The 24,347-nt window shown below is 67.0% G+C and carries 23 protein-coding genes and 1 riboswitch; of the genes, 11 read left to right on the top strand and 12 right to left on the bottom strand.

Annotation, left to right across the window (positions count from 1 at the left end; translation table 11 throughout):
- Positions 1-224 precede the first annotated feature (224 nt).
- On the top strand, positions 225-794 hold the full coding sequence (locus LMJ29_RS18705; protein ID WP_229607030.1) for a flavin reductase family protein: 570 nt from the start codon (positions 225-227) through the stop codon (positions 792-794).
- Here LMJ29_RS18705 and LMJ29_RS18700 read toward each other — a convergent pair.
- Positions 784-1,629, bottom strand: coding sequence for an alpha/beta fold hydrolase (locus tag LMJ29_RS18700; RefSeq protein ID WP_229607029.1), 846 nt, complete (start codon positions 1,627-1,629; stop codon positions 784-786). The two genes, LMJ29_RS18705 and LMJ29_RS18700, sit on opposite strands and share 11 nt — an antisense overlap.
- A gap of 162 nt (positions 1,630-1,791) precedes the next feature.
- On the bottom strand, positions 1,792-2,007 hold the full coding sequence (locus LMJ29_RS18695) for a DNA-binding protein (protein ID WP_229607028.1): 216 nt from the start codon (positions 2,005-2,007) through the stop codon (positions 1,792-1,794).
- A 455-nt stretch (positions 2,008-2,462) separates the two neighbouring features.
- On the opposite strand from LMJ29_RS18695, the gene LMJ29_RS18690 reads away from it, so the two are divergent.
- Together LMJ29_RS18690 and LMJ29_RS18685 are read left to right on the top strand one after the other, a co-directional pair.
- On the top strand, positions 2,463-3,290 hold the full coding sequence (locus LMJ29_RS18690; protein WP_229607027.1) for a hypothetical protein: 828 nt from the start codon (positions 2,463-2,465) through the stop codon (positions 3,288-3,290).
- Entirely contained in the window at positions 3,277-4,011 is a 735-nt protein-coding gene (locus tag LMJ29_RS18685; protein WP_229607026.1) for a hypothetical protein, read from the top strand. Before LMJ29_RS18690 ends, LMJ29_RS18685 begins: the two co-directional genes overlap by 14 nt.
- A 331-nt stretch (positions 4,012-4,342) precedes the next feature.
- Here the strand turns inward: LMJ29_RS18685 and LMJ29_RS18680 are convergent, their stop codons facing one another.
- Together LMJ29_RS18680 and ytfE are read right to left on the bottom strand one after the other, a co-directional pair.
- Positions 4,343-6,622: a nitric-oxide reductase large subunit gene (locus LMJ29_RS18680; protein WP_229607025.1), complete on the bottom strand. Its 2,280-nt coding sequence runs from the start codon at positions 6,620-6,622 to the stop codon at positions 4,343-4,345.
- Positions 6,615-7,298, bottom strand: a complete 684-nt coding sequence (gene ytfE, locus LMJ29_RS18675) for an iron-sulfur cluster repair protein YtfE (protein WP_229607024.1) — start codon at positions 7,296-7,298, stop codon at positions 6,615-6,617. The genes LMJ29_RS18680 and ytfE overlap by 8 nt, the downstream gene beginning before the upstream one ends.
- Positions 7,299-7,436: 138 nt before the next feature.
- On the opposite strand from ytfE, the gene norR reads away from it, so the two are divergent.
- The gene (norR, locus tag LMJ29_RS18670; RefSeq protein WP_229607023.1) at positions 7,437-8,966 is read left to right on the top strand and encodes a nitric oxide reductase transcriptional regulator NorR; all 1,530 of its coding nucleotides are present in this window, start codon (positions 7,437-7,439) and stop codon (positions 8,964-8,966) included.
- Positions 8,967-9,133: 167 nt separating this feature from the next.
- Positions 9,134-9,631, top strand: coding sequence for a hypothetical protein (locus tag LMJ29_RS18665; protein WP_229607235.1), 498 nt, complete (start codon positions 9,134-9,136; stop codon positions 9,629-9,631).
- Between the two features lie 217 nt (positions 9,632-9,848).
- On the opposite strand, the gene cobJ is transcribed toward LMJ29_RS18665, so the two are convergent.
- The 4 genes from cobJ to cobG all read right to left on the bottom strand — a co-directional run bounded on the left by cobJ (position 9,849) and on the right by cobG (position 14,509).
- The gene (cobJ, locus tag LMJ29_RS18660) at positions 9,849-11,510 is read right to left on the bottom strand and encodes a precorrin-3B C(17)-methyltransferase (protein ID WP_229607022.1); all 1,662 of its coding nucleotides are present in this window, start codon (positions 11,508-11,510) and stop codon (positions 9,849-9,851) included.
- A gap of 304 nt (positions 11,511-11,814) precedes the next feature.
- Positions 11,815-12,558 carry a precorrin-2 C(20)-methyltransferase gene (locus LMJ29_RS18655; RefSeq protein ID WP_377655790.1) on the bottom strand — a complete coding sequence of 248 codons (744 nt, stop codon included), beginning with the start codon at positions 12,556-12,558 and terminating at the stop codon, positions 11,815-11,817.
- Positions 12,558-13,184, bottom strand: coding sequence for a precorrin-8X methylmutase (locus tag LMJ29_RS18650; protein WP_229607020.1), 627 nt, complete (start codon positions 13,182-13,184; stop codon positions 12,558-12,560). The genes LMJ29_RS18655 and LMJ29_RS18650 overlap by 1 nt, the downstream gene beginning before the upstream one ends.
- Complete coding sequence (gene cobG, locus LMJ29_RS18645; RefSeq protein WP_229607019.1) at positions 13,181-14,509, bottom strand: precorrin-3B synthase; 1,329 nt, start codon at positions 14,507-14,509, stop codon at positions 13,181-13,183. The genes LMJ29_RS18650 and cobG overlap by 4 nt, the downstream gene beginning before the upstream one ends.
- Before the next feature lie 93 nt (positions 14,510-14,602).
- Positions 14,603-14,791, bottom strand: a riboswitch (cobalamin riboswitch).
- Positions 14,792-14,852: 61 nt separating this feature from the next.
- On the opposite strand from cobG, the gene cbiE reads away from it, so the two are divergent.
- From cbiE to LMJ29_RS18630, 3 genes are read left to right on the top strand one after another with little or no spacing between them, the layout of a single operon-like run.
- Positions 14,853-16,055: a precorrin-6y C5,15-methyltransferase (decarboxylating) subunit CbiE gene (gene cbiE / locus LMJ29_RS18640; RefSeq protein WP_229607018.1), complete on the top strand. Its 1,203-nt coding sequence runs from the start codon at positions 14,853-14,855 to the stop codon at positions 16,053-16,055.
- Positions 16,052-16,789, top strand: coding sequence for a cobalt-precorrin-6A reductase (locus LMJ29_RS18635; protein ID WP_229607017.1), 738 nt, complete (start codon positions 16,052-16,054; stop codon positions 16,787-16,789). Before cbiE ends, LMJ29_RS18635 begins: the two co-directional genes overlap by 4 nt.
- A gap of 33 nt (positions 16,790-16,822) precedes the next feature.
- Positions 16,823-17,539 (top strand): (2Fe-2S) ferredoxin domain-containing protein, encoded by a 717-nt coding sequence (locus LMJ29_RS18630; RefSeq protein ID WP_229607016.1) that lies wholly within the window; start codon positions 16,823-16,825, stop codon positions 17,537-17,539.
- 30 nt (positions 17,540-17,569) lie between these two features.
- Here LMJ29_RS18630 and ttcA read toward each other — a convergent pair whose 3' ends face one another.
- Positions 17,570-18,394 (bottom strand): tRNA 2-thiocytidine(32) synthetase TtcA, encoded by an 825-nt coding sequence (gene ttcA, locus LMJ29_RS18625; RefSeq protein ID WP_229607015.1) that lies wholly within the window; start codon positions 18,392-18,394, stop codon positions 17,570-17,572.
- A 347-nt stretch (positions 18,395-18,741) separates the two neighbouring features.
- Between ttcA and LMJ29_RS18620 the strand changes: the two genes are divergently transcribed.
- From LMJ29_RS18620 to LMJ29_RS18610, 3 genes are all read left to right on the top strand, one after another.
- Positions 18,742-19,335 (top strand): DNA-J related domain-containing protein, encoded by a 594-nt coding sequence (locus LMJ29_RS18620; RefSeq protein WP_229607014.1) that lies wholly within the window; start codon positions 18,742-18,744, stop codon positions 19,333-19,335.
- 169 nt (positions 19,336-19,504) lie between these two features.
- Complete coding sequence (locus tag LMJ29_RS18615; RefSeq protein ID WP_229607013.1) at positions 19,505-20,104, top strand: Yip1 family protein; 600 nt, start codon at positions 19,505-19,507, stop codon at positions 20,102-20,104.
- Between the two features lie 152 nt (positions 20,105-20,256).
- Entirely contained in the window at positions 20,257-20,748 is a 492-nt protein-coding gene (locus tag LMJ29_RS18610; RefSeq protein ID WP_229607012.1) for a SprT family zinc-dependent metalloprotease, read from the top strand.
- Here LMJ29_RS18610 and LMJ29_RS18605 read toward each other — a convergent pair.
- The 3 genes from LMJ29_RS18605 to LMJ29_RS18595 form a co-directional block, all read right to left on the bottom strand.
- Positions 20,723-22,045 (bottom strand): dicarboxylate/amino acid:cation symporter, encoded by a 1,323-nt coding sequence (locus LMJ29_RS18605; RefSeq protein WP_229607011.1) that lies wholly within the window; start codon positions 22,043-22,045, stop codon positions 20,723-20,725. The genes LMJ29_RS18610 and LMJ29_RS18605 overlap by 26 nt on opposite strands.
- A gap of 440 nt (positions 22,046-22,485) precedes the next feature.
- Complete coding sequence (locus LMJ29_RS18600; RefSeq protein WP_229607010.1) at positions 22,486-23,496, bottom strand: glycosyltransferase family 4 protein; 1,011 nt, start codon at positions 23,494-23,496, stop codon at positions 22,486-22,488.
- Positions 23,493-24,320 (bottom strand): UDP-2,3-diacylglucosamine diphosphatase, encoded by an 828-nt coding sequence (locus tag LMJ29_RS18595; protein ID WP_229607009.1) that lies wholly within the window; start codon positions 24,318-24,320, stop codon positions 23,493-23,495. Before LMJ29_RS18595 ends, LMJ29_RS18600 begins: the two co-directional genes overlap by 4 nt.
- Positions 24,321-24,347: the final 27 nt, after the last annotated feature.

Here is a 24,347-nt window from a genome sequence, read left to right as displayed (position 1 = left end):
GATGGCCATCCCGCGGATTTGATCGTTCCCACGCTCTGCGTGGGAATGCAGCCAGTGACGCTCTGCGTCACTGAAACGGACGCAAAGCGTCCAGCGAAGCACTCCCACGCAGAGCGTCGGAGCGATCACAGAGCAGCCGAAACACCCCGCCCCCAGCCAACACCAGTTGCCGAACCCCGCTCCACAGGCGAGCATCCCGCCACCCTTGTCGTCAGGAACCCCGAATGAATCCCGACCTTTGCGCCGTCGACCTCGCCAAGGCCTATCGCCTCCTCAACCACGGCCCGACCGTGCTGGTCTCGGCCCGCCACGCCGGCGTGGACAACGTGATGGCCGCCGCCTGGGCCTGCGCGCTGGACTTCGCCCCGCCCAAGCTCACCGTGGTGCTGGACAAGGCCACCCGCACCCGCGAGCTGATCGAGCGCAGCGGCCGCTTCGCGATCCAGGTGCCGACTGCGGCGCAGCTGCAGCTGACCAACCAGGTCGGCAACCACAGCCTCAAGGACGAGCCGGACAAACTGGCCAGGGCCGGCGTCGAGCTGTTCGAACTGCCCGGCCACAACCTGCCCCTGGTCGCCGGCTGTTCGGCCTGGCTGGCCTGCGAGCTGATCCCCGAGCCGCACAACCAGGCGGTCTACGACCTGTTCATCGGCGAAGTGGTCGGCGCCTGGGCGGACGACCGCGTGTTCCGCGACGGCCGCTGGCACTTCGAGGACGCCGACCCGGCCTGGCGCAGCCTGCACCATGTGGCCGGCGGGCACTTCTATGCCATCGGCGAGGCGCTCAAGGCCTAACGAAGGCCGCGATGCTCGCGGCGCACAGCTGCGGGTACTGCAGGTGCGGGCCGTGGCCGGAGCTCGGCAGGGTCAGCAGGTGCAGGGTCGGCAGCACGCCGCTGAGGGCGTGCCAGTTCTCCACCGGGAAGACGATGTCGTGGCTGCCGCCGATGTGCAGCAGTGGAATCCGCGTGCGCTTGAGCGCGTCGAGCACCGCCGGCACCGGGAACGCCGGGTTGCGCGGCCCCTCGCCCAGCTGCTGGCCGGCCCATTCGTGGGGCACCGGCGGGCAGGCGCCCTCGCAGCGCGCGGCGATGCGCTCGGCCGAGCGGGCCGCCGCCTCGCGGCTCTCCGCCGAGAGGGGCTCGAAGAACAGCTGGACGAAGTCCTCGAAGTCGTTCTCCCGCCGCGCCAGCTGATAGAACAGCGCCTCGCCGGTCTTGGCCAGCTCGCCGGGCGGCGTGGTGCCGAGCAGCAGCAGATGGCTGAGCAACTGCGGCGCCTGCAGGAACACCAGCTGGGCGACGATGCCGCCCAGCGACCAGCCGCCGAGCACCAGGCGCTGCAAGCCGAGGGCCTGGATCAGGTCGAGCACGTCGCGCGCCAGGGTCGCCGGGTCGTAGCTGCGCTCGCCGCTGGACAAGCCCAGGCCGCTGTAGTCGAACACATGCACCCTGAAACCCCGCGCGGCCAGCTCATCGAGAAACAGCGGATCCCAGGAATCCATCGTGCCGCGAAAGCGCACGCACAGCAGCAGCGGCACGCCCTCACCCATCACCCGGTAGGCCAGGCGACGGCCGTTGATTTCGACGAACTGGTTGGCTACCTGATGGGCGGGCTGATTCTGCGGCATGACGGGGCTCCTGCGCTGATCGACGGGATGAACACCGAATCAGACTAGTCGGTGCCCCGCCGGACACGGCGGTCATTCGTGGAAAATTAATCCGTCCCTTTTTTCGAGTCTGAGCGCGGAACTCCGGCGGGACGCGGAGTTTGAATTCCGGGTCAGTACGACTCATGAGGTCGACTCTTGCTCAAGTAGCCAAGTGCGTAACAAAGCGCGGTTCCCCATCCGCAGCTTGCCCAGCTTCACCGAAGGTAATACGCCCCGATAGACCCAGGCGCGGGCAGTGCCATAGGTAACGCCGTTGCGGTCTGCCCATTTCTCTATGGGCTCTAGATCCTGTTGTGGCCCTACTAGCTTGGCGGACTTCAGCTCTTTCAGTTCCATGCTCGTTACGTCACTATTTGAGGCATTATCAGGACTGGATATGTAATATATACCTATGCGCAGAGGACACCCATTGTGATGTATGTACAGAGCGCAACGATGGAATTCCTCTATTAAATAATAGAAAAGCAATAGAGCCATGCTATTGACAGAGCCGGCAAGCATCAAACTGCTAGCTGAGGCAGGGGGAATCGACTATACGCTGGCAAAACATTAACCGTCTCCGATCTCGACTAGGCGCAAACGAAATAGAAATATTAGGCCGTCTTTTCCCGCATTATCGATGGTGGCTACTCACTGAAGAGGTAATTCCAGATATTGGACAGATTAGCCCAGACCATGATGAAGAAAGTTCAAGCCAGCCCAATCAGAGCGCAGAATAGCGATCACTCAAAATGTAGTCAGGCGCTAGTTCGCACGGAAATTATTACCAAGAAGTATGTTTGAGGATTGTCATGCAGGGAAGTGTAAAAATACCACTCGAGCTTTATTATGAGAGCGGCGAAAGCAAGTTTAGTGAGTTGGATTTTTATTATGGGACCGACTCTATGGGTGGTGCAGCCGAAGCGATAGCCATTGCTACTCACGCGATAATTCACGATGAGGTGGTTACGCAAACACCTTCAGTTAAAGGCTTTGGTCTTAACTTCAAAAATTCATCGCCAGGGTCTTTTCGGCAGAAGTTCGAAATTGAGTTTACCGATGCGATGGCAGTAAGCGCCCTCACCACCATGGGAATTCCCGCCTTCATTGAGACCCTAACGCTACTTCTAGGAATCCCTATGGGAGGGACTACTAAATCAGAGCGCCGCAAAACAATGAAGTGGCTAAATAATATGGATGATCTGGATAAGTTGCTAGATCGCTTATATAGGCCTCTTGTGCGGATTCACCACCCTGTTAGCGGGCAGGGGTACAAGGTAACCCTCAAAAAAGCACAAACCAAAATGGTTATATTTGATAGCCTGAGTCATAAGTATATGACTGAGGACATTAAAGACCCCAAAGAAAAAACGATAACTGTTGCAGTAAGTCGTTTCAATGGCCGGCGTTGTACTGGGCGTTTTATTGATCGGCATGATGCAGAATCAATTAGTTTTTCGCCTAAAGTGGTTAAGGGGCAGCCTCAGATCACCAAGAAGGAAATGAACTTTCTCGCCAGCAGCCTAACTGGGGTTGTAAACGATTTGTTTTTGCCTGTTCAAGCGGACGTGACAGAGATACGCTCATATGATGGGCGCGTAAAACACTACATACTGCATCGTGTTTATGAAAAAGTTTAGTCCGGTTATTTTGGCTGCAGCACTTCTAGCCTTAGTGTGGACTGTATACTACGGCAATTTTGGCGGGGCGCTCTCAAAAGACCCTGGGGAATGGGGGGTTTTTGGTGACTACACGGGCGGAGTCTTAAACCCACTCCTAAATTTTATAACGATTTATCTTTTGATAAAGAGCTTGAGCTTCCAAGAAAAACAAATAGAGATTGCAAAGTCTGAGGCTGATGAGGCTCGAAATGATCTCGCAGAAGCCAGAAGAAACGAAGCTCTTCGATCATATGAAAGTTCGTTGTTGACCTTTGCTCAGGTTGCAATTGATGAATACAAGTCGTTCTCGCTGCCTGGATTAGATGGGACTCTTTTAAAGAGCGGGGAGGCAGTAACTTACTTACAGGAAAGGCTACTATCTGCCGAGCGCAGTAAAAATGATTTTGATAAGCTGATAAATGAAATTGATCAGAGCAATCATGAATGCATTTATTCTTTGGTAAGATCGTTCTGCGCCCTATTTAAATTGACTGTCGACATCTGTCCAGAGCAAGAGCGAGCGCGATATGTTGACATGATAAGCCTTATAATTCCCACAAAAGCCCAATTCTTGCTTTTTATGATGGAGGCCTATAGCGGCTGGAGAATACTAGAGCAGCCTAGAGGGCTGGGCTTTTTTGATCGAGAAGCCAATAAGGAGGCGTTGGATGCTATGAAATCTTTGATTAAGGCTCAGTAATGTTCTGCTAATTGGGTGCTGTAATCTTGTGTAGGCCAAGGGGTGGCATGTGTCTAAAATGCGTCAAAATCACTGAGCCGGATAGCTACACATTGAGAGGAAGGAGGGCGCCGAGGCCATAGATTGAGCGGGTTTGAGACGATACGGAACGGCAAAAGTAGGTTCGAATCCCTCCTTCACCGCCACTTTCACGCCCCCCTGAGGGCCTTGGTCTTCAGGGCTTTTTCGTTTTCTGGGCGCTGAAAACTTCTATCGAACGGTACGGCGCGGCGGTAAAAATGACTCAACCCGCACAACGCGGGCCGAGTCCAGCCAATCCACCTACACCCCATCAACTAGCCGATGCAGCCCCCGCCTCCCCGCGCTGCGGCACGCTCTCGCCGCTGGGCGAGAAGAACCCGCTGACCACCTGCCAAGCCATGGCCAGGGCGCCAACGATGAACACCACGTCGCCGAAGGTGCGCACCCAGCGCAGGGTCTGCAGCAGGTCCTGCTGCATGAAGGCTTCGCTGCGGGCGTACCACAGGCCTTGGCTGACGCTGGCGTGGAACTGGATGATGCCGATGGGCAGCAGGCTGGTGGCGATCATCAGCACCAGGCCGCCGTTGAGCCACCAGAAGGCGACCTTCATCAGTCCCTCGTTGAACTGCAGCTGCGGGCGGATGTAGCGCAGCACCAGCAGGGTGAAGCCCAGGGCGAGGAAGCCGTAGACCCCGAACAGCGCGGCATGGGCATGCACCGGCGTGGTGTTGAGGCCCTGCACGTAGTACAGCGAGATCGGCGGGTTGATCATGAAGCCGAATACGCCGGCGCCGAGCATGTTCCAGAAGGCCACGGCGACGAAGCACATCAGCGGCCACTTGACCCGCTCCATCCACACCGCGCGGCTCTTCAGGCGCCAGTGTTCCCAGGCCTCGTAGCCGAGCACGATCAGCGGCACCACTTCCAGGGCGCTGAAGGTGGCGCCGACCGCCATCACCGGCGTGGTGGTGCCGGCGAAGTATAGGTGGTGGAAGGTACCGGGCACGCCGCCGAGCATGAACAGCGAGGCCGACGCCAGGCTGGCGGTGGTGGCCATGCGCCTGGACACCAGGCCCATGCTGGAGAAGATGAAGGCCAGGGCGGTGGTGGCGAATACCTCGAAGAAGCCTTCGACCCACAGATGGACCACCCACCAGCGCCAGTACTCCATCACCGACAGGTGGGTGCGCTGGCCGTAGGCGAAGCCGGCGCCGTAGAACAGGCCGATGGCGATCACCGAGGCGGACAGCAGGGCCAGCAGGTTCTTGTCGCCGGGCTGGCGGAAGGCCGGCAGGATGCCGCGCAGCATCAGCAGCAGCCAGAAGGCCACGCCGGCGAACTTGCCGATCTGCCACAGGCGGCCGAGGTCGACGTATTCGTAGCCCTGGTGGCCGAGCCAGAAGTTCCACTCGGGCGGCATGACCTGGGCGATCGCCAGGTAGTTGCCGACGAAGGAGCCGACCACCACCGCCACCAGCGCCCAGAACAGCACATCGACACCGAGCTTCTGGAATTTCGGGTCCTTGCCGCCGTTGATCAGCGGCGCGAGGAACAGGCCGGCGGTGAGGAAGCCGGTGGCGATCCAGAACAGCGCGCTCTGGATGTGCCAGGTGCGCAGCAGCGAATAGGGGAACCACTGCGACAGTGGGAAGCCATAGAAGTCCTGGCCTTCCACCGTGTAGTGCGCCGTGGCGCCGCCGAGCAGCACCTGGAAGGCGAACAGGCCGACCACCAGCAGCAGGTACTTGCCCAGCGCCTTCTGCGACGGCGTCAGCGCCACCAGACTCAGCGGATCGTGGGCCGGCGCCGCCGGTTCGTCCTCCTCGCGACCGCGCAGGAAGGCCCACGCCCAGACCAGGAAGCCGACGCCGGCGATCAGCAGGACCACGCTGGCGACCGACCACATCAGGTTCTCCGCGGTCGGCTGGTTGTCGATCAGCGGCTCGTGCGGCCAGTTGTTGCTGTAGGTCGCCTCGCTGCCGGGGCGCTCGGTGGCGGCCACCCAGGCGGTCCAGAAGAAGAACCGGGTCAGCTGCTCGCGCCGCGCGGCGTCGGGCAGGGTGTTCTCCTTCATGGCGAAGCTCTTGCGGCTGCCCTGCAGCGCCGGGTCGTTGCCGAACAGCGCGTCGTAGTAGCTGGCGGTCTGCGCGATGGCGGCGATGCGCCGCTCGCTGAGTACCAGCACCTCGCCCTGCACCTGGTTGCCGCGGTACTCGCGCTTGAGTTGCTGGCGCAGCAGCGCCTGGTGGTCTTCGTCCACCTCGGCAAAGGGCTTGCCATATTCCTGCTGGGCGGCCAGGTCGAGCCAGGTCGTCAGTTCACGGTGCAGCCAGTCGGCGGTCCAGTCCGGCGCTTGGTAGGCACCATGGCCCCAGATCGAGCCAAGCTGCATGCCACCGACGCTCTGCCAGGCGGTCTGGCCATCGAGGATGTCATCGCCGGTGAACAGCGGGCGGCCGTCGGCGTTCTGCACCTGTTGCGGAATCGGCGGCGCCTGGCGATACACCTCGCGGCCGAACCAGCCGAGCAGGCAGAAGGTCACGCCGAGTACGGCTATCAGCGTCCACCAGAGTTTGCGGTACTCACCCATGCTGCACCTCTTCGCCGAGGGCGCGCGGGAACAGCAGGTTGTTTTCCAGGTGGATGTGCTGCATCAGGTCGCAGCGCAGCTCGTCCAGGCCGCGGTACAGCGCGCGCCAGGTGTTGCAGGCGTTGGCCGGCGGCTGCATGTCGTCGGTCAGCTCGACGATGCGCTCCAGGGTTTCGCCGTGCTGGTCGTGCTCGAAGCGCATCACCGAGATGGGGCCGCCGGCCATCCTGCCGCCGCCGCGCTGGATCATCGGGAAGAGGATCTGCTCCTCCTTCTGCATGTGGCTTTCCAGCTCCTGCTGCATGTCGATCAGCAGCTCGGTCAGCCCCAGCGGGCAGTGCTCGCGGTCGCTGTGGACCTGCTCGACCCGCCCGGCGAGACGGATCAGCTCCGGCAATTGCTCGCGGTGCACCGCGTGGTAGCGCTGCAGGAGATGCTCGATCAGGCGCTCCGGCGGCACCTGGCGCCAGTCTATCTCCCGGTCGTCCTCGCCGCTGAGGGAGAGCAGGCGCTGCTCTACGCGCTCGGCGTCGACGCCGCGCGCCAGCGCCGCCTCGCGCAGGGTTTTCTGGCCGCCGCAGCAGAAGTCGAGATGGAATTCGTGGAACACGCGGGTGGCGCCGGGGATGCTGCAGGCGATGTCGCCGAGGGTTTTGTCGAGCAATTGGCTGGCCATGAAGGACTCCTTTCAGGCGTGTTGGTCTGCCATCTCCATCGCAAGCCCCGTGCCATGCTCAAACCTGACGGAAATCAAGGGTTTGCGCGCCGCAGCGGTATAAATTACCCGATACAGATCAGGTCATGGATACCCGAAATGGTAGATTTCACCCCGCTGCAGAACGCCTTGCTCGCCGACCTGGTCGGCGAGTTGCCAGCGGCCGTGCGCCTGCAACGGCTGGTGGTCAGCCTGCGCGAGATCTTCGCCTGCAGCGCCGTGGTGCTGCTGCGCCTGGACGGCGAGAGTCTGCGCCCGCAGGCGGCGGTGGGCCTGGCCCACGAGGTACTCGGGCGCAGCTTCGTGCTGGCCAAACATCCGCGCCTGGCCCAGATCATGGCGCAGCGCGAGCCGCTACAGTTCGCCGCCCACAGCGAGTTGCCCGACCCTTACGACGGCCTGCTGCAGAACAGCCCCGACGAGCCGCTGCCGGTGCACGATTGCATGGGCATGAGCCTGTTCCTCGACGGCCGCCTGTGGGGCGCGGTGACCCTGGATGCCCTGCACCCCGGCACGTTCGACTGCAGCGCGAGCGAGCGCCTGCAGAGCCACGCCCTGCTGATCGAGGCGGCGCTGCGCGTCTGCCGGCTGGAGAACGAGATTCGCAGCCTGCGCCTGGCGCGGCGCGAGGAAGGCGAGGTCAGCGACGAAGCGGCCGGCATGCTGCTCGGCGACAGCCCGGTGCTGCGCCAGTTGCTCGATGAACTGGCGGTCGTGGCGGACTCCGAGTTGTCGGTGCTGCTGCAGGGCGAAACCGGTGTCGGCAAGGAGCTGTTCGCCCGCTGGCTGCATGCCCACTCGCCGCGCGCGCGCCAGCCGCTGGTCTACGTCAACTGCGCGGCGCTGCCGGAGACCCTGGCCGAGAGCGAACTGTTCGGTCATGTGAAAGGCGCCTTCTCCGGCGCTGCGCAGGACCGCCCAGGACGCTTCGAGGCGGCCAACGGCGGCACCCTGTTCCTCGACGAGATCGGCGAGCTGCCGCTGTCGATCCAGGCCAAGCTGCTGCGCGCCCTGCAGAACGGCGAGATTCAGCGCCTGGGCGCCGACCGTCCGCGGCATGTCGACGTGCGGGTGATCGCGGCGACCAACCGGCGGCTGTGGGAGGAGGTGCGCGAGGGGCGTTTCCGCGCCGATCTCTATCACCGCCTGTCGGTCTACCCGGTGCACATCCCGCCGCTGCGCGAGCGTGGCCGCGACGTGCTGGTGCTGGCCGGCCACTTCCTCGAACTCAACCGCGCCCGCCTGGGCCTGCGCTGCCTGCGCCTGTCCGCCGATGCCGAGCGTGCCCTGCTGGCCTACCCCTGGCCGGGCAACGTGCGCGAGCTGGAGCATGTGATCAGCCGCGCCGCCCTCAAGGTCCTCAGCCAGGCCGAATCGCGCACCGCCCTGCTCAGCATCGAGGCGCCCTGGCTGGGGCTGGACGGACCGGCGCCAGCCCCGGCCAGCGCGCCGGCGTCCGTGCCGCCGGCGCCGAGCGAAAGCCTGCAGCAGGCCATGGACCGCTATCAGCGCGAACTGATCCAGGGCGCCCTGGCCCAGCACGACGGCAAGTGGGCCGCCGCGGCCCGGGCGCTGGCCATAGACCCGAGCAACCTGCGCAAGCTGGCGAAACGGTTGAATCTGGTTTGAGTCGACGGGGGAATCCGTTGAGCAAAGGGCTGCCTCTGGTCGAAAGCACCGTTGGGAGCACAAAAATCCGCCCCCTTGGCCGACGAACCTGGCCAAGACTCAATACAATTTGTGCCCGATTACCCCGAGCCATGAACATGGCTGCATCGAACAAGGAACTCGCCTCCATGGCCTCCCCGGATAAACAGCAAAAACGTGCCCAGCGGGCGAAAGCCAAGGCCAAGCAGAACCGTTCGGGCAAAGCCAAGGCCAATGTCTTGCATCCGCTGCTGGCCAATCCGCTGGTCAACGAGCCATTCGATGATGTCGATATCGACCTGAGCACCTTCGACTTCAAGGACATCGAAGAGAACGGTTTCGATCCGGCGCACTTCGACGACCTGTTCCAGGCGATGAAGGTCGGCGAAGGCATCAGCCTGCTGGCGATGTGCCTGGTGTTCCTGCAGTACCCGGTGTTGGAGCTGGTCGTCGCTGAGGAAGAGGAAGACGCTGCCATCGACTTCATGATGGGCCTGTTGATCGTCTATCGCGGGATCTTCCACGATGAAGACGAAGACACGGCAGTGAAGTGGATCGGCGGCGACGCCTTCCAGACTGCCTACAACGAAGCGTCGATGATCCTGCAGAAGAAGTACGCTCGCGGCACCTCGAGCGCCCGGGTTTAGCCGCGCGCCGGGCAGCTACTGTTGGCGAGTCCGTTCGACCGGGAGCGGTCCTGGCGCAGCGTCTGCCCTCTGGCTGCTTCTGGTCGATTCCAGCCGCCCTAGCGGACAGGGCTGGGTAGCCTAACGCTCGCAGGCGCCAAGCCCGGAGCATCCGATCGGATGCTCTCCCTGCGATAAGGCGCCCGTCGCACCACCACCTAGCAACCGGGCCTCACCCTCACCCCTCCTGCGGATACCACCGCGGCGTATACACCCACTCCCCGCCCCCGGCGCGGGGGAAACGGCGGGTCTGGCTGGAGCCGATGATCACCAGGGTGCGCATGTCCACCAACTCCGGACTCAGCTCGCCGAGGGTCAGCACGCGCAGGCTTTCGGCCGGGCGGCCGATGTCGCGGCCGAGGACCACCAGGGTTTGCGGGGTGCGGTGCTGGCGGACGATGTCCAGCGCGCGGCCGAGTTGCCAGGGGCGGGCCTTGGAGATCGGGTTGTAGAAGGCCATGGCCAGATCGGCGGCGGCGGCGTGGTCGAGGCGTTTCTCGATCACCGTCCAGGGTTTGAGATTGTCCGACAGCGACAGCAGGCAGAAGTCGTGTCCGAGCGGCGCGCCGGCCTTGGCGGCGGTGGCCAGGGCGGCGGAGATGCCGGGCAGCACTTCCAACTCCACGGCGTGCCAGCGCGGGTCGCTGGAGGCTTCCAGCGCTTCGAGCACCGCGGCGGCCATGGCGAACACGCCGGGGTCGCCGGAGGAGACCATGACCACCCGGCGTCCCTGCGCGGCCAGTTCGAAGGCGTGGGCGGCGCGCTGCAGTTCCTCGCGGTTGTCGCTGCCGTGCAGCACCTGATCGGCGCGGAACGGGCCGGCCATGTTGACGTAGGTGTCGTAGCCGAGCACGTCCTCGGCCGTATCCAGCGCGTGGCGCACGGCCGGGGCCATCAGCTCACTGGCGCCGGGGCCGAGGCCGACCACGCTGAGCCGACCGCGCGGCTGGCCGATGGCGGCGGCCTGGGCGGGACTGTCGGCGAGGTGCAGGCTGAGGCCCGGCGCCTCGAAGCAGGCCGGCGGCAGCGCGGCGTCGGCAGGGAAGAAGCGCAGCGGCACGCCCAGCTCGGCCGCCGCGGCGGCCAGGCGCGCATTGCCGAGGTCGGCCGGATCGGCCAGCACGGCGGCCAGCGCCGCCTCGGCCAGATCCACGCGCTGCAGCGCGGCGCGCACGGCGGCGGGCAGATCGCCCTCTTCCGCGCTGCAGCGGGCCAGCACCAGGCGCGGGTGGATCAGCAGTTCGTCGGCGCCGCCCTGGCGCTGCGGGCTGATGCGGATGCGCCGCTCGGCTGCTTCGTCCAGCGGCAGGCGCGCCGCGTCCAGCCAGGGCGCCTCGCCCTCGACGCGCACCGGCTGGCCGCCGAGCAGATCGCTGACCAGCCGCTTGCCCTGCTCCAGGTCGGCCAGCACGTAGCCGGGCGGCGGGTTGAGCACGCAGGTGCCGAAGCGCAGCTCGCCGCTGGTGGTGATCGCCGGCGCCACCGCGAGCAGCGCGGCGATCTCGCGGGCCAGCACGTTCACCCCGGCCAGGCCGCCGAGCAGCGGCACCACGGCGCTGCCGTCCTCGGCCACCGCCAGCACCGGCGGCTCGGCGCCCTTCTCGGCGAGCAGCGGCGCCAAGCTGCGGATGACGATGCCGGCGGCACACAGGGCGATGATCGGCGTGCCGTCCCGGTAGAGCGCACGCAGGGTGGCGCCGAAGTCGTCGTAGGGCTGCTCGACGTCGTCGATCCGCGCGCGCAGGCCGTGGATCGCGGCCTGCGGATAGAGGTCCTGCAGGCGTCGAGCGGTGGCCAGCGCGGAGGGGCCGAGGATGACGATGGCCGGGGATTTGGACATGGGGTGTTTCCTATTCGATGAGCGGCCGGGGCCGGGTCATTGGCCCGAGGCTTTATAGAGGCGAATGAATTCGCCCCTACAGGTAAGGCAGCGGTGGCCGGGCTGGCGGTGGTGCCCATAGGCGAATGAATTCGCCCCTACAGATAGGCAGCGGCGGCGGTACGGGCGGTGTTGCGCGTGGGCGAATGAATTCGCCCCTACAGAAAAGCAGCGGTGGCCGTGCTGGCGGGATTGCTCGCACGGGCGAATGAATTCGCCCGTGCGGCGGGCAGCGATTCGCGCCCTCGACCGGCGCGGCCCGCGTTCAGCCACGCCACTTCTCCCCGGGCACCAGGATCATCGAGAAGTACGGCGAGGACAGCGGGTCGACCTCGTCCAGCGGCACGATGCGCTGGTTGTCCATGGTCGCCCGCTCGACGTAGTGGGCGCGGCGGTCGAGGCCGAGCTGCTGGAGCACCCGGCGCACCTTGTCGAAATTGCGGCCGAGCTTCATCACCACGGCGGCCTCGGCGTCCTGCAGGCGGCGTTTCAGTTCCTCTTCGGGCAGCACGCCGGAGAGCACCGACAGGCTCTGGTTGCGGTACACCAGCGGGGTGCCGAGCACCGAGGCGCAGCCGAGCATCGAGCACACGCCGGGGACCACTTCGACCTCGTAGTGGGCGGCCAGGCGGTCGTGCAGGTACATGTAGGAGCCGTAGAAGAACGGGTCGCCCTCGCAGATCACCGCCACGTCGCGGCCGGCGTCCAGGTGCCCGGCGATCTGCGCCGCGCAGGTGTCGTAGAAGTCGGCGATCACATCCTCGTAGGACAGCGGCGGCGCCAGCTTCTCGGTGGTCACCGGGTAGACCAGCGGCAGGCGCTGCTGGGCGTCGGCGAGGTGCTCCGCGATGATGCCGAAGGCGTTGCCGCCCTGGCCCTTGCTGGCCTTGGCCTTGGCTACGAAGTAGCCGACCACCGGCGCGGACTGCAGCAGGCGCAGGGCCTTGAGGGTGATCAGCTCGGGGTCGCCGGGGCCGACGCCCAGGCCGAGCAAACGTCCCTTGCGCATCATTCCACCTCCGTGGCCAGGGCGTTGACCGCCGCGGCGGCCATGGCGCTGCCGCCGCGACGACCGCGCACGATGACGTAGGGCACGCCGCGGCTGTCGGCGGCGAGCATCTCTTTGGATTCCGCGGCGCCGATAAAGCCCACCGGCATGCCGAGGATCAGCGCCGGCTTGGGCGCGCCGGCGTCGAGCATTTCCAGCAGGTAGAACAGCGCGGTCGGCGCGTTGCCGATCACCACCACGCTGCCTTCCAGGCGCTCGCGCCAGTGCTCCAGGGCCACCGCCGAGCGGGTGTTGCCCAGTTCGCGGGCCAGCTGCGGCACGTCGGGCTGGTTGAGGGTGCAGATCACCTCGTTGTGGGCCGGCAGGCGCGCGCGGGTGATGCCCTCGGCGACCATCCGCGCGTCGCAGAGGATCGGCGCGCCGGCGGCCAGCGCGGCGCGGCCGGCGGCGCCGGCGCCCTTTGAGAAACGCAGGTCCTGCACCACGTCGACCATGCCGCAGGCGTGGATCAGGCGGACGGCGAGCTTTTCCAGGTCCGCCGGGATGGCCGACAGGTCGGCCTCGGCGCGAATGGTGGCGAAGGACTGGCGGTAGATTTCCTGCCCGTCGCGGATGTAGTCGATCATGCGGGAGCTCCTGAGGGGGGCAGTGCGGCGAGCCAGTCGCCGGCTTGGTCGATGTCGAGGGACGGCGCGAGCAGGCGGCCGAATCCGGCCAGTCCCTGCTCGCGTCGATAGAGGTGGTAGCGCCCGCCGGGCTGGGCCAGCAGGGTGTAGGGGGCGACGTGGGCGGCCGCGCAGGAGCGCGGGCAGCCGCTCAGGTGCACCTGCGCCGGCCCGTGCTCGCCCAGCCGCGCGGCCAGGCGGCGGGCGTCGGCCTTGGTGTCGGCGTGGGCCTTGACGCAGCCGCTGCTGCCGCTGCAGGCGAGCAGGCGGGCCAGCGGCGCGCGGGCGTCCAGCAGCAGGCCGATCTCGCCCAAGGCGTCGGCCACCGCGGCCATCCGGGCCACGGGGATATCCGGCAGCAGCACGCCCTGCCAGGGAGTCAGGCGCAGCTCGCCGCTGCCTTCGCGCTCGGCCAGCTCGGCGAGAGCGTCGAGCTGCGCGGCGTCCACGCGGCCCAGCGGCGCGCCGGCCAGCAGCATGGTCAGTCCCGGCTGCGCCTGGACGTAGACGCCCAGCGGCGCGGCGGCCGTGTCGGCCAGCGGCAGCGCCGGCACCGCGCGCTCCAGGGCGAACGGCAGGCGCGCCTGCAGGCGGTCGAGGAACTCCGCCACCGGCAGCTCGGCCAGCAGCTCGCGCATGCGCGTGTGCGCGCCGGCCAGTTCGAGGAACAGGCGCAGCAGCGTTTCCACCAGCTGCGGCACCTGCGCCGGTTCGACGCTGGCCAGCGCCTGGCGCCGGGCGCCGCCGGCCAGACCGAAGGCGATCCGCGTGCCGCCGGGCCAGGCGGCGAGCCAGAGGTCGTGGGGATGGTCGAGCATGGCCAGCGCCTCGCCGCCGTCCAGCTGCAGGGCGAACTTGGCGGACAGGCGATGGAAGTCGGGGGTGTCCTCCAGCAGGTCGAGCAGTTGCCCGGCCAGCGGGCGCACGTCGAGCTGGGCCGCGCGGTCGCGACCGGCGGCGGGGCTGAGCAGCAGGTTGCGCACATCGTCGGCTTCCGCGCGGCGCGGGCCGAGGCCGGCGGCCAGCAGGCCGCCCACCAGCTCGGCCTGACGCTCGACGCGCACGCCGCGCAGCTGCAGGTTGCTGCGGTTGGTCAACTCCAGCACGCCGCTGGCGCAGGTGCGCGCGGCGGCGGCCACGGCGCGCGCCTGGGCGCTGGACAGCTGGCCGCCGGGCAGCTTGACCCGGCAGATGCCTCCGTCCAGCGCGGAGACGATGCGCCACAGCCCCGGGCAGGCGGAGGGCCGGGGGGAAAACGGAACGGGAATGGAAGAATCGGGCGGCACGCGGTCACCGGCAACGAACGACGCGGCGACCGAACCAGCGGAATCCGCACGAAGGGATTCCTTGGCATCGGTACACCCCGCCCGATGTTGGCACTCGCGACTGCGTCGTCGGCAGGTCTCCTGGCTGGCAGGTCGGCATCGATCCGCGGCCTTCCCGATTGCTCAGTGGCGCGTGTGCGGAGCGACTCGCTGCTTACAGTTGCGGGGGCAGCCACGGTTGGTCCGTGTTCCCTCTTAGGCCGATGGGCAAGCCCATCAGGCACCGACGAAGGCGCTATTATGCCCGCTTTTTCCGGCGCCAGGCCAAGCCTGTCCGTCGGCAACGGGCAACGAGGAGACGTGCATGACAGCCTGGCTGACGGTGGTGGGCATCGGTGAGGACGGCTATGCGGGACTCGGCGAGGCGGCGCGCCGCGCCCTGCTGGCGGCCGAGCAGATAGTCGGCGCACCGCGCCAGCTGGAGCTGCTGCCGGCGGAGATCCGCGCCACGCGGCACAGCTGGCCGAGCCCGTTCAGCCTGGCGCCGGTGCTGGAGCGGCGCGGCACGCCGGTGTGCGTGCTGGCCAGCGGCGATCCCATGCTGTTCGGCGTCGGCGCCAGCCTGGCGCGCCAGGTGGCGGCGGACGAGCTGCGCGTGCTGCCGGCGCCCTCCTCCTGCTCCCTGGCCGCCGCGCGCCTCGGCTGGCCGCTGCAGGAGACCACCGTGCTGTCGGTGGTGGCCCGCCCGCTGGCGGCGCTCAACCTGCACATCCATGCCGGCCAGCGCCTGCTGATCCTCTGCAACGACGGCGCCAGCCCCGCCGCCATCGCCGCCCTGCTGCGCGAGCGCGGCTTCGGCCCCAGCCGGCTGAGCGTGCTGGAGCACCTGGGCGGCGCGCTGGAGCGGCGCATCGACGGCCTGGCGGAAAGCTGGGCGGTCGAGCAGGTCGCCGACCTCAACCTGCTGGCGGTGGAGTGCGTCGCCGGTGCCGACGCCCGCCGCCTGCCGCTGACCTGCGGCCTGCCGGACGACGCCTACCGCCACGACGGCCAGCTGACCAAGCGCGACGTGCGCGCCATCACCCTGGCCCGCCTGGCGCCGACGCCGGGCGAACTGCTCTGGGACGTCGGCGCCGGCTGCGGCTCGATCGGCATCGAGTGGCTGCGCGCCCACCCCAGCTGCCGGGCCATCGCCATCGAGGCGGATGCCGGCCGCCAGCAACTGATCGCCCACAACCGCGACGCCCTCGGCGTGCCCGGCCTGCAGCTGGTGGCCGGCGCCGCACCCGAGGCACTGGACGGGCTGGAGCGACCGGATGCGGTCTTCATCGGCGGCGGGGTGACCGTGCCCGGCGTGCTGGAACAGTGCTGGCAGGCGCTCAAGCCCGGCGGCCGGCTGATCGCCAACGCGGTGACCCTGCAGAGCGAGGCGGCGCTGGTGGCCTGGCGCGAGGAACACGGCGGCGAGCTGACCCGCATCGCCGTGGCCCAGGCGCAGCCGCTCGGCGCCTTCGACACCTGGCGCAGCGCCCTGCCGATCACCCTGCTGCAAGTGCGCAAGCCGTGAGCCGGCGCATCCTGCTGCTCGGCGGCGTCGGCGACGCCCTGGCCATCGCCCGGCGCCTCGGCCCCGCACACGTCTACAGCCTGGCCGGGCTGGGCAAGGTGCCGCAGGATCTGGCCTGCCGGGTGCGGGTCGGCGGCTTCGGCGGCGCCGAGGGCTTGGCGCGCTTCATCGACGAGCAAGGCATCGACCTGCTGCTCGACGTCACCCACCCCTACGCGGCGCGGATCAGCGCCAACGCGGCCCAGGCCGCACAGCTCGCCGGCATTCCCTGCTGGGCGCTGCGCCGTCCCGGCTGGCAGGCCGGCGCCGGCGACGACTGGCGCGAGGTGGCCGGCTGGAACGAGCTGAGCAACGCGCTGGCGGCTTTCCGCCGGCCGTTCTTCACGCTCGGCCGCGAGCCGCTGGCCCACCTCGACGCCATCCCCGCCGGGCAGTTCTGGACCGTGCGGGTGCTCGACGAGCATCCGGGCAACGCGCGGGCCAGGGTGATCGCCGCCCGCGGACCGTTCGGCCTGGAGGCCGAGCGCGCACTGTTCGCGGCGGAGGATTTCGACGTGCTGATCAGCAAGAACAGCGGCGGCGGCGCCACCGAGGCCAAGCTGCAGGTGGCCCGCGAGCGCGGTCTGCCGGTGCTGGTCCTGGCGCGCCCGCCACTGCCGGCGGTGGACTGCGAGTTCGCCGCCGTCGAGGAACTCTGGCAGGCGCTGCAAGCCCTGCCCGGCGCTCTCGGGTAGACTGCCGGCCCTTTGCCGCCAGCAGGTACCGCCATGTCCACTTCGCCCTACGCCCGCGTGCTGTTCGTCGGCCCCGACCTGGCCCGCGGCAGCTTCGCCGAACTGTTCCAGCGCGAGCTTTCGGCCCTGCGCGGCGCGGCGGCGCTGGCCGATATCGTCGATACCACCGAAGGCTACGCCGGGCTCTGGCAACGCGTGCGCGACTGCATCGCCGCCGGCGAGCTACCTCTGCTGCTGGTCGATCTCGACCCCAACGCCAGCAGCCCGTACCTGGACTGGCTGCGCAGCGAGCTGCAGGCCATCGGCGAGGGGGTGGCCGACCGGCTGTTCGTCGCCAGCAGCGATGCCGGCCAGCTCGATGCCGTCTGCGCCCTGATCGAACAGCCCGAGCGCCATCTGGGTTGCGTGGAGGTGCCGGCGCTGCCGGCGGCGCATGCCTGGTCGTGCATTCCCCAGCATCACTACCGCGTGCTGCTGTGCAACGGTCCGCGCTGCATCCGGCGCGGCGCCCTGCCGCTGTGGAAAACGCTGCGCGAGCGGCTGAAGGCGGCCGGCAGGCTGGAGTGCGAAGGCGGCGTGCACCTCACCCGCACCCAGTGCCAGTTCCCCTGCGATCAGGGGCCGACCCTCAGCGTCTACCCCGCCGGCACCTGGTATCGGGTAAGCAGCGAAGACGATGTGCAGCGCCTGGTCCAGGAGCAGTTCGTCGAGGGGCGCGAGGTGGTCGAGCTGATCATGCGGCAGATGTGAAACCGGCTGCACTGGGCAGCCGGTCGGGGGTCACAGACTCATCACGTCGAGGAAGCGCGGCGTCGCCTCGTCGTCGATCTTCAGGCTCTTGAAGTCGAACAGGTTGCGGTCGGCCAGCTGCGAGGGCACCACGTTCTGCAGGGCGCGGAACATGATCTCGGTGCGGCCCGGGCTCTTGCGCTCCCACTCCTGGAGCATCTCCTTGACCACCTGGCGTTGCAGGTTCTCCTGCGAGCCGCACAGGTTGCAGGGGATGATCGGGAATTCCTGGATCTTCGCGTAGGCCTCGATGTCCGCCTCGTTGCAGTAGGCCAGCGGGCGGATCACCACGTTGCGGCCGTCGTCGGAGAGCAGCTTGGGCGGCATGGCCTTGAGGGTGCCGCCGTAGAACATGTTGAGGAAGAAGGTCTCGAGGATGTCGTCGCGGTGATGGCCGAGGGCCATCTTGGTCGCGCCGATCTGGTCGGCGAAGGTGTACAGGGTGCCGCGGCGCAGGCGCGAGCACAGCGAGCAGGTGGTCTTGCCTTCCGGGATCTTCTCCTTGACCACCGAGTAGGTGTCCTTCTCGATGATGTGGTACTCGACGCCGATCGACTTCAGGTACTCGGGCAGCACGTGCTCGGGGAAGCCCGGCTGCTTCTGGTCCATGTTCACCGCCACGACCTCGAACTTGATCGGCGCGACCTTCTGCAAATAGAGCAGCACGTCGAGCATGGTGTAGCTGTCCTTGCCGCCGGACAGGCAGACCATGACCTTGTCGCCGTCCTCGATCATGTTGAAGTCGGTGACGGCTTCGCCGGCCAGGCGGCGAATGCGCTTCTGCAGCTTGTTCTGGTTGACCGAAAGGGTGCCCATGGTGATGTGGAGTCCGGGGGATTTGAGAAAAAGGAGTTGCGGAAAGGGAAGTGCGAAAAAGGCGGTCATTTTACGCACAAATGGCCGCACACCCCAGCCCCATCGCCGCAATGCCCGAGGTACGGGCGCCAACGTCCGCCTGTAGGGGCGAATTCATTCGCCGAGCAGGCCAACGGCCTGCCCTTGATGGCTCCTGGGGCGCTTCGCACCCCTCGGCGAATAAATTCGCCCCTACAAAAGAGCGCATTGCCCTGGCGCAACGACCGTCGTCCTGCCCTTGCGAGGCGGTTCACGCCTTCCGCCGCTGTTCGGGCTCGCCGCAAACCCCCGTGCTAGGCTTGCCGGCCATGAATACCAGCTACGATCCCGCCATCGACCTGATGGAACAACTGCTCGCCCTGCTGCGCCGGGTGCCCGACGGCCTCAGCGAGCACCAGCTCATCCGCCGTCTGCGCGAGGCGCACTGCACCCACCTGCCCCAGCTGCCACTGACCGACAAGCTGGTGCTGTTCCGCACCCACTTCCTGCTGTTCAACGCCCTCTACCGCCTGCGCGACCGCCTGTGGGGCGAGCGCAGCGCGCACCTGGAGATCAACCCGCTGCTGATCCGCCTGCTGCCCTACCAGGACGGCCCGCAGGCGCTCGGCGAGCACGATCCGCTGCGCGCCTACTACCTCGACGAGGCGCGCCTGCGCGACACCACCGAGGCGGACGTCGTGCACCTGCTGCAGAGCTTCTGGACGCGCATGCACGGCGGCGAGGAGCGCGAAGCCGCGCTGGAATTGTTCGGCCTCGACGCGCGCGCCGACTACTCCGCCATCCGCCTGCGCTACCGCCAACTGGTCAGCCAGCACCACCCCGACCGCGGCGGCAGCACCACGCGCCTGCAGTCGATCAACAAGGCCATGGAAATTCTCGATCGTTATTACAAGCCGGCCTGAGGGAGCGAATCGCTCTACTCTTCCGACGAGCAGGCGAGACGCCGACACCTATACTGCGTCATAAGGTCGCAGAGAGCGATCTGGCACCGGAAGGCACTGGATCACGTGCCTCCGGCGCCTAAGCCTAATTGGGGTCGATTCGCATATAACGAAGAAGAGGTGTCCTATCATGATTCACCACGTCTGGGGGCTCTTCACCCATCCTGATCAAGAATGGCAAGAGATTCGTGGCGATAAAGAAACCATCAGCCATATGTATCTGAGCCACGTACTCATCCTGGCGGCGATTCCCGTGGTATCCGCCTACATCGGCACCACCCGGGTCGGCTGGTCGGTCGCCGGCGGCGAGGCGGTTCGCCTCACCGAGTCGAGCGCGCTGCAGATGACCGTGCTGTCCTACCTGGCCATGCTGGCCGGCATCGCTGCCATGGGCGCCTTCATCCACTGGATGTCGCGCACCTACGACGCCAAGCCCAGCCTGACCGACTCGATCGTGTTCGCCGCCTACTGCGCCACGCCCCTGTTCATCGGCGGCCTGGCGGCCCTGTATCCCAACCTGTGGCTGGCCATGGCGGTGGGAACGGCGGCGGTGTGCTACACGGCCTACCTGCTGTACGTCGGCATTCCCACCTTCATGAACATTCCCAAAGAGGAAGGCTTCATGTTCTCCAGCTCGGTGCTGGCGGTGGGACTGGTGGTGCTGGTGGCGATGATGGCCATTTCGGTGGTGCTGTGGGGCTTCGGCATCGGCCCCGTGTACTCGAGTTGAACGAATAGCCAGTTGAACGAATAGATGGCGTAGGTCCGGTCGAGCGTAAAACAATCTCGGACCAAAAATACCTGGGCCGCCTGCGGGCGGCCCTGCTGTTTGTGCCGCAGGCCGCTGGCATAATCGCCCTTTCCCCCTCCCCCGATCCGTCCATGCCCGACCAGCTGCTCGCCCGCGTCGAGGCCTGCTACCAGCAGGCCGAAGCCTTCTTCGCCCGCCGCTTTCCCCGCCCAAAGGTCAGCCTGCGCCTGCGCGGCCTCAAGGCCGGCGTCGCCCATCTGACGGAGAACCGCCTGCGCTTCAACGCCCAGCTGTATCGGGAGAATCGCGAACACTTCCTGCGCCAGACCGTGGCCCACGAGGTGGCCCATCTGGTCGCCCATCAGTTGTTCGGTTCGGGCATCCGCCCGCACGGCGGCGAGTGGCAGCAGATCATGGGCAAGGTCTACGGCCTGCCGGCCGAGCGCTGCCATACCTACGAAGTGAAACGCCGACAGCGGCACTATGTGTACCGCTGTCGGTGTCCGGAGGGGGAGTTTCCGTTCACCCCGCAGCGCCATGCGCTGGTGCTGCGGGGGCGCCGTTACCTGTGCCGGCGCTGCAGGGAGACGCTGGTGTTCAGCGGCGAGCTGCGTCAGCCGTAGCCGCCGGCTCGGCCGCCAGCGGCAGCTCCACCGCGCCGCGGCTCGGGGTGGCCAGTTCGCGCTGCAGCTGCTCGTTGTCCAGCTGGCCGCACCACTTGGCCACCACCACGCTGGCCACGCCGTTGCCGATCAGGTTGGTCAGCGCGCGGGCTTCGGACATGAAGCGGTCGATGCCGAGGATCAGCGCCAGACCAGCCACCGGCAGGCCGCCGACCGCCGACAGGGTGGCGGCGAGAACGATGAAGCCGCTGCCGGTGACGCCGGCGGCGCCCTTGGAGGAGATCAGCAGCACGGCCAGCAGGGTCAGCTGCTGGGTCAGGTCCATCGGGGTGTCGGTGGCCTGGGCGATGAACACCGCGGCCATGGTCAGGTAGATCGAGGTGCCGTCGAGGTTGAAGGAGTAGCCGGTGGGGATCACCAGGCCGACCACCGACTTGTGGCAACCGAGCTTCTCCATCTTGTTCAGCATGCGCGGCAGGGCCGACTCCGAGGAGGAGGTGCCCAGCACGATCAGCAGCTCTTCGCGGATGTAGTTGATGAAGCGCAGGATGCTGAAGCCGTTGGCGCGGGCGATGGCGCCCAGCACCATCAGCACGAAGAACACGCAGGTGATGTAGAAGCACAGCATCAGCTGGCCGAGCTGCACCAGCGAGTCGACGCCGTACTTGCCGATGGTGAAGGCCATGGCGCCGAAGGCACCGATGGGGGCGAGCTTCATGATCACGCCGATGATGCCGAACATCACGTGGGCGATGCCGTCGATGAACTCCAGCACCGGCTTGCCGAGCTTGCCCATGCGCTGCAGGGCGAAGGCGAACAGGATGGCGAAGAACAGCACCTGGAGGATGTTGCCCTCGGCGAAGGCGCCGACCACGGTGTTGGGGATGACGTTCATCAGGAAGCCGACGGTGCTCTGCTCGGCACCGGCCTTGGCATAGGCGGCGATGCTGCTGGCATCCAGGGTGGCCGGATCGACGTGCATGCCGACGCCGGGCTTGACCACGTTGACCACCACCAGGCCGATGACCAGCGCCAGGGTGGAGACGATCTCGAAGTACAGCAGGGCGATGCCGCCGGTCTTGCCCACCGCCTTCATGTCCTGCATGCCGGCGATGCCACTGACCACGGTACAGAAGATGATCGGCGCGATGGCCATCTTGATCAGCTTGACGAACCCGTCACCCAGCGGCTTCATCGCCGCGCCGGTTTCCGGATAGAAGTGGCCCAGCGCAACGCCGATGGCGATCGCGACCAGCACCTGGACATACAGGCTCTTGTACAGCGGTTGGCGAGACATTGGTTGTTCCTCTCGGGCAGAACCGACCTGTTCCCTGTGGTCGATCATCACCTATGCGTTGACCCCACCCCGGGGGCTTATTGTTTGGCCCTCGCGAGAGGGCAATCTGCCTAAAGCAAGCCCTGTGCCAGCCGCCAAAAGACAGTAAAAACCCTTGTAAATCAACGCATTGAGAGGCTCGTGCGGGCATCCGCCGGGCGTTTGCGGCGGACTTCCGCCACCTGGGCGGCGGGATTTTCGCCACCCCGCCCTGGGGGGACAGGAATTGGCCGCCAGGCACGGCGCGCGGCGGCGACAAGTCGCCGGGCCCGGGTCGCCAGTCGGCGGCCCGGCCCGCTGCGGCGGTGTGCTGGCGGCGACGCGACTGCGCCCCGGCGGCCCGCGGGCCGGCCAGGGCGACCGGCGTCAGGGGATGCCGCGCGCGATCCGGCGCGGCGGGCTCAGCGCCAGATGGGCGCGCCGTCCAGGCGCGGCTGGTGGGCGAGGAACTCCAGCGCCGAGGCCTGCCACGACAGGCGACGGGCCTCGGCGGCGCAGGTGCCGCGGTCCAGTTCGAGGGCGCCCAGGCAGGCGCGCTCCAGGTCCTCGTCCATCACCCCGCTGACGCCCTGGCGCAGCACGTCGAGCGGGCCGGGCACCGGGAAGGCCGCCACCGGCGTGCCGCTGGCCAGCGCCTCGAGCATCACCAGGCCGAGGGTGTCGGTGCGCGAGGGAAACACCAGCGCGCTGGCCCGCCGGTAGGCGGCGGCCAGCTCGTCGGTCGGCAGGTAGCCGTGGAAGCGCACCTGCGGGTAGCGCCGCTGCAACTCCTCGCGCAGCGGGCCGTCGCCGACCACCTCCTTGCTGCCCGGCAGGTCGAGATCGAGGAAAGCTTCGAGGTTCTTCTCCGGCGCCAGCCGCCCGGCATACAGGAACAGCGGCATGCCCTCCCCCGGCTCCAGGCGCGGCTGGAACTGGCGCAGGTCGACGCCCTTGCGCCACAGCGCCAGACGCGGGAAACCGCGGCCGGCGAACTCGTCCTGCAGGCGCTCGGTACTGACCAGCACCGCCCGGCTCGGCCGGTGGAAGGCGCGCAGCCAGGCGTAGCCCCAGTTCAGCGGCAGCCACGGCCAGCGGCCGGTCACGTATTCGGGAAAGCGCGTGTGGATGGCGGTGGAGAACGCCAGCCCCTCGCGGCGCAGCCAGCGCCGCGCCGCCCAGCCGAGCGGTCCCTCGGTGGCCAGGTGCACGGCATCCGGGGCGAAGTCGCGGATCTTCTCCGCCATCTTCCAGACGTCCCAGGCCAGCGGGATGGCCGCGTAGCCCGGGCATGGCAGGGTGCGGAAGTCCTGCGGCGACAGCACGCCGACCTGGTGGCCGAGGCGCTCCAGCTCCTCGACCAGCGCGACCAGGCTGGTGACCACGCCATTGACCTGCGGCGCCCAGGCGTCGCTGACGATCAAGAGTCTCATGCCTGCACCTCCGTGGCGGGCTCGCTGACGGGGGCAGCGGGCAACAATTTGACCTGCCGTTCGGCGGCCAGCCGATATAGCTCGATATGCCCGTCGGCGTGCTCGATCAGCGCCGAGCAGGATTCCACCCAGTCGCCGCAGTTGAGGTACTCGACGGCGCCGATGCGGCGGATCTCGGCGTGGTGGATATGGCCGCAGACCACGCCCTGGAAACCGCGCCGGGTGCACTCATGGGCCAGCGCGTCCTCGAATTCGCTGATGTAGCTGACCGCGCCCTTGACCTTGTGCTTGAGCCAGGCCGACAGCGACCAGTAGCCGTAGCCCCAGCGCTGGCGCCAGTGGTTGAGCCAGCGGTTGAGGGTCAGGGTGAACTCGTAGGCGGAGTCGCCGAGGAAGGCCAGCCAGCGGTGGTAGCGGGTGATCACGTCGAACTGGTCGCCGTGCAGCACCAGCAGGCGGCGGCCGTCGGCGGTCAGGTGCTCGGCCTCGTCGACCAGGCGGATGTTGCCGAGCACCAGGTCGGCGTAGCGGCGCAGGCACTCGTCGTGGTTGCCGGTGACGTAGATCACCTCGGTGCCGCGCCGGCTCATGTTGATCAGCCGGCGGATCACGTTGGTGTGGCTCTGCGGCCAGTACACGCCGCTGCGCAGCTTCCAGCCGTCGATGATGTCGCCGACCAGGTACACCCGCTCGGGTCGGTAGCGCTTGAGAAAGGCATCCAGGCGTTCGGCCTGGCAGTCGCGGGTCCCCAGGTGCACGTCGGAGATCCACAGGGTTCGTACGTGCAGTTTGCGTTTCAGCGGCAGCGGTTGGGCACTGGTCATCGACGGCCTCCGGCGGTTTTGCCTCGA

The organism is Pseudomonas oryzagri, assembly GCF_020831405.1.
In the GTDB taxonomy this organism is placed as follows: domain Bacteria; phylum Pseudomonadota; class Gammaproteobacteria; order Pseudomonadales; family Pseudomonadaceae; genus Geopseudomonas; species Geopseudomonas oryzagri.
The sequence above is the reverse complement of the archived record's forward strand: the minus strand, read 5'-3'. Positions and strand labels throughout refer to the sequence as shown.

What these genes read in the sequence shown, in the direction of transcription:
- LMJ29_RS18600 (WP_229607010.1), bottom strand. Translation starts at nt 23,496, where the DNA reads ATGAGACTCTTGATCGTCAGCGACGCCTGGGCGCCGCAGGTCAATGGC.
- ttcA (WP_229607015.1), bottom strand. Translation starts at nt 18,394, where the DNA reads ATGGGCACCCTTTCGGTCAACCAGAACAAGCTGCAGAAGCGCATTCGC.
- LMJ29_RS18685 (WP_229607026.1), top strand. Translation starts at nt 3,277, where the DNA reads ATGAAAAAGTTTAGTCCGGTTATTTTGGCTGCAGCACTTCTAGCCTTA.
- LMJ29_RS18680 (WP_229607025.1), bottom strand. Translation starts at nt 6,622, where the DNA reads ATGGGTGAGTACCGCAAACTCTGGTGGACGCTGATAGCCGTACTCGGC.
- LMJ29_RS18595 (WP_229607009.1), bottom strand. Translation starts at nt 24,320, where the DNA reads ATGACCAGTGCCCAACCGCTGCCGCTGAAACGCAAACTGCACGTACGA.
- cbiE (WP_229607018.1), top strand. Translation starts at nt 14,853, where the DNA reads ATGACAGCCTGGCTGACGGTGGTGGGCATCGGTGAGGACGGCTATGCG.
- LMJ29_RS18605 (WP_229607011.1), bottom strand. Translation starts at nt 22,045, where the DNA reads ATGTCTCGCCAACCGCTGTACAAGAGCCTGTATGTCCAGGTGCTGGTC.
- ytfE (WP_229607024.1), bottom strand. Translation starts at nt 7,298, where the DNA reads ATGGCCAGCCAATTGCTCGACAAAACCCTCGGCGACATCGCCTGCAGC.
- LMJ29_RS18650 (WP_229607020.1), bottom strand. Translation starts at nt 13,184, where the DNA reads ATGATCGACTACATCCGCGACGGGCAGGAAATCTACCGCCAGTCCTTC.
- LMJ29_RS18610 (WP_229607012.1), top strand. Translation starts at nt 20,257, where the DNA reads ATGCCCGACCAGCTGCTCGCCCGCGTCGAGGCCTGCTACCAGCAGGCC.
- LMJ29_RS18655 (WP_377655790.1), bottom strand. Translation starts at nt 12,558, where the DNA reads ATGCGCAAGGGACGTTTGCTCGGCCTGGGCGTCGGCCCCGGCGACCCC.
- LMJ29_RS18700 (WP_229607029.1), bottom strand. Translation starts at nt 1,629, where the DNA reads ATGCCGCAGAATCAGCCCGCCCATCAGGTAGCCAACCAGTTCGTCGAA.
- LMJ29_RS18630 (WP_229607016.1), top strand. Translation starts at nt 16,823, where the DNA reads ATGTCCACTTCGCCCTACGCCCGCGTGCTGTTCGTCGGCCCCGACCTG.
- LMJ29_RS18665 (WP_229607235.1), top strand. Translation starts at nt 9,134, where the DNA reads ATGGCCTCCCCGGATAAACAGCAAAAACGTGCCCAGCGGGCGAAAGCC.
- LMJ29_RS18615 (WP_229607013.1), top strand. Translation starts at nt 19,505, where the DNA reads ATGATTCACCACGTCTGGGGGCTCTTCACCCATCCTGATCAAGAATGG.
- LMJ29_RS18620 (WP_229607014.1), top strand. Translation starts at nt 18,742, where the DNA reads ATGAATACCAGCTACGATCCCGCCATCGACCTGATGGAACAACTGCTC.
- LMJ29_RS18705 (WP_229607030.1), top strand. Translation starts at nt 225, where the DNA reads ATGAATCCCGACCTTTGCGCCGTCGACCTCGCCAAGGCCTATCGCCTC.
- LMJ29_RS18695 (WP_229607028.1), bottom strand. Translation starts at nt 2,007, where the DNA reads ATGGAACTGAAAGAGCTGAAGTCCGCCAAGCTAGTAGGGCCACAACAG.
- LMJ29_RS18690 (WP_229607027.1), top strand. Translation starts at nt 2,463, where the DNA reads ATGCAGGGAAGTGTAAAAATACCACTCGAGCTTTATTATGAGAGCGGC.
- norR (WP_229607023.1), top strand. Translation starts at nt 7,437, where the DNA reads ATGGTAGATTTCACCCCGCTGCAGAACGCCTTGCTCGCCGACCTGGTC.
- cobJ (WP_229607022.1), bottom strand. Translation starts at nt 11,510, where the DNA reads ATGTCCAAATCCCCGGCCATCGTCATCCTCGGCCCCTCCGCGCTGGCC.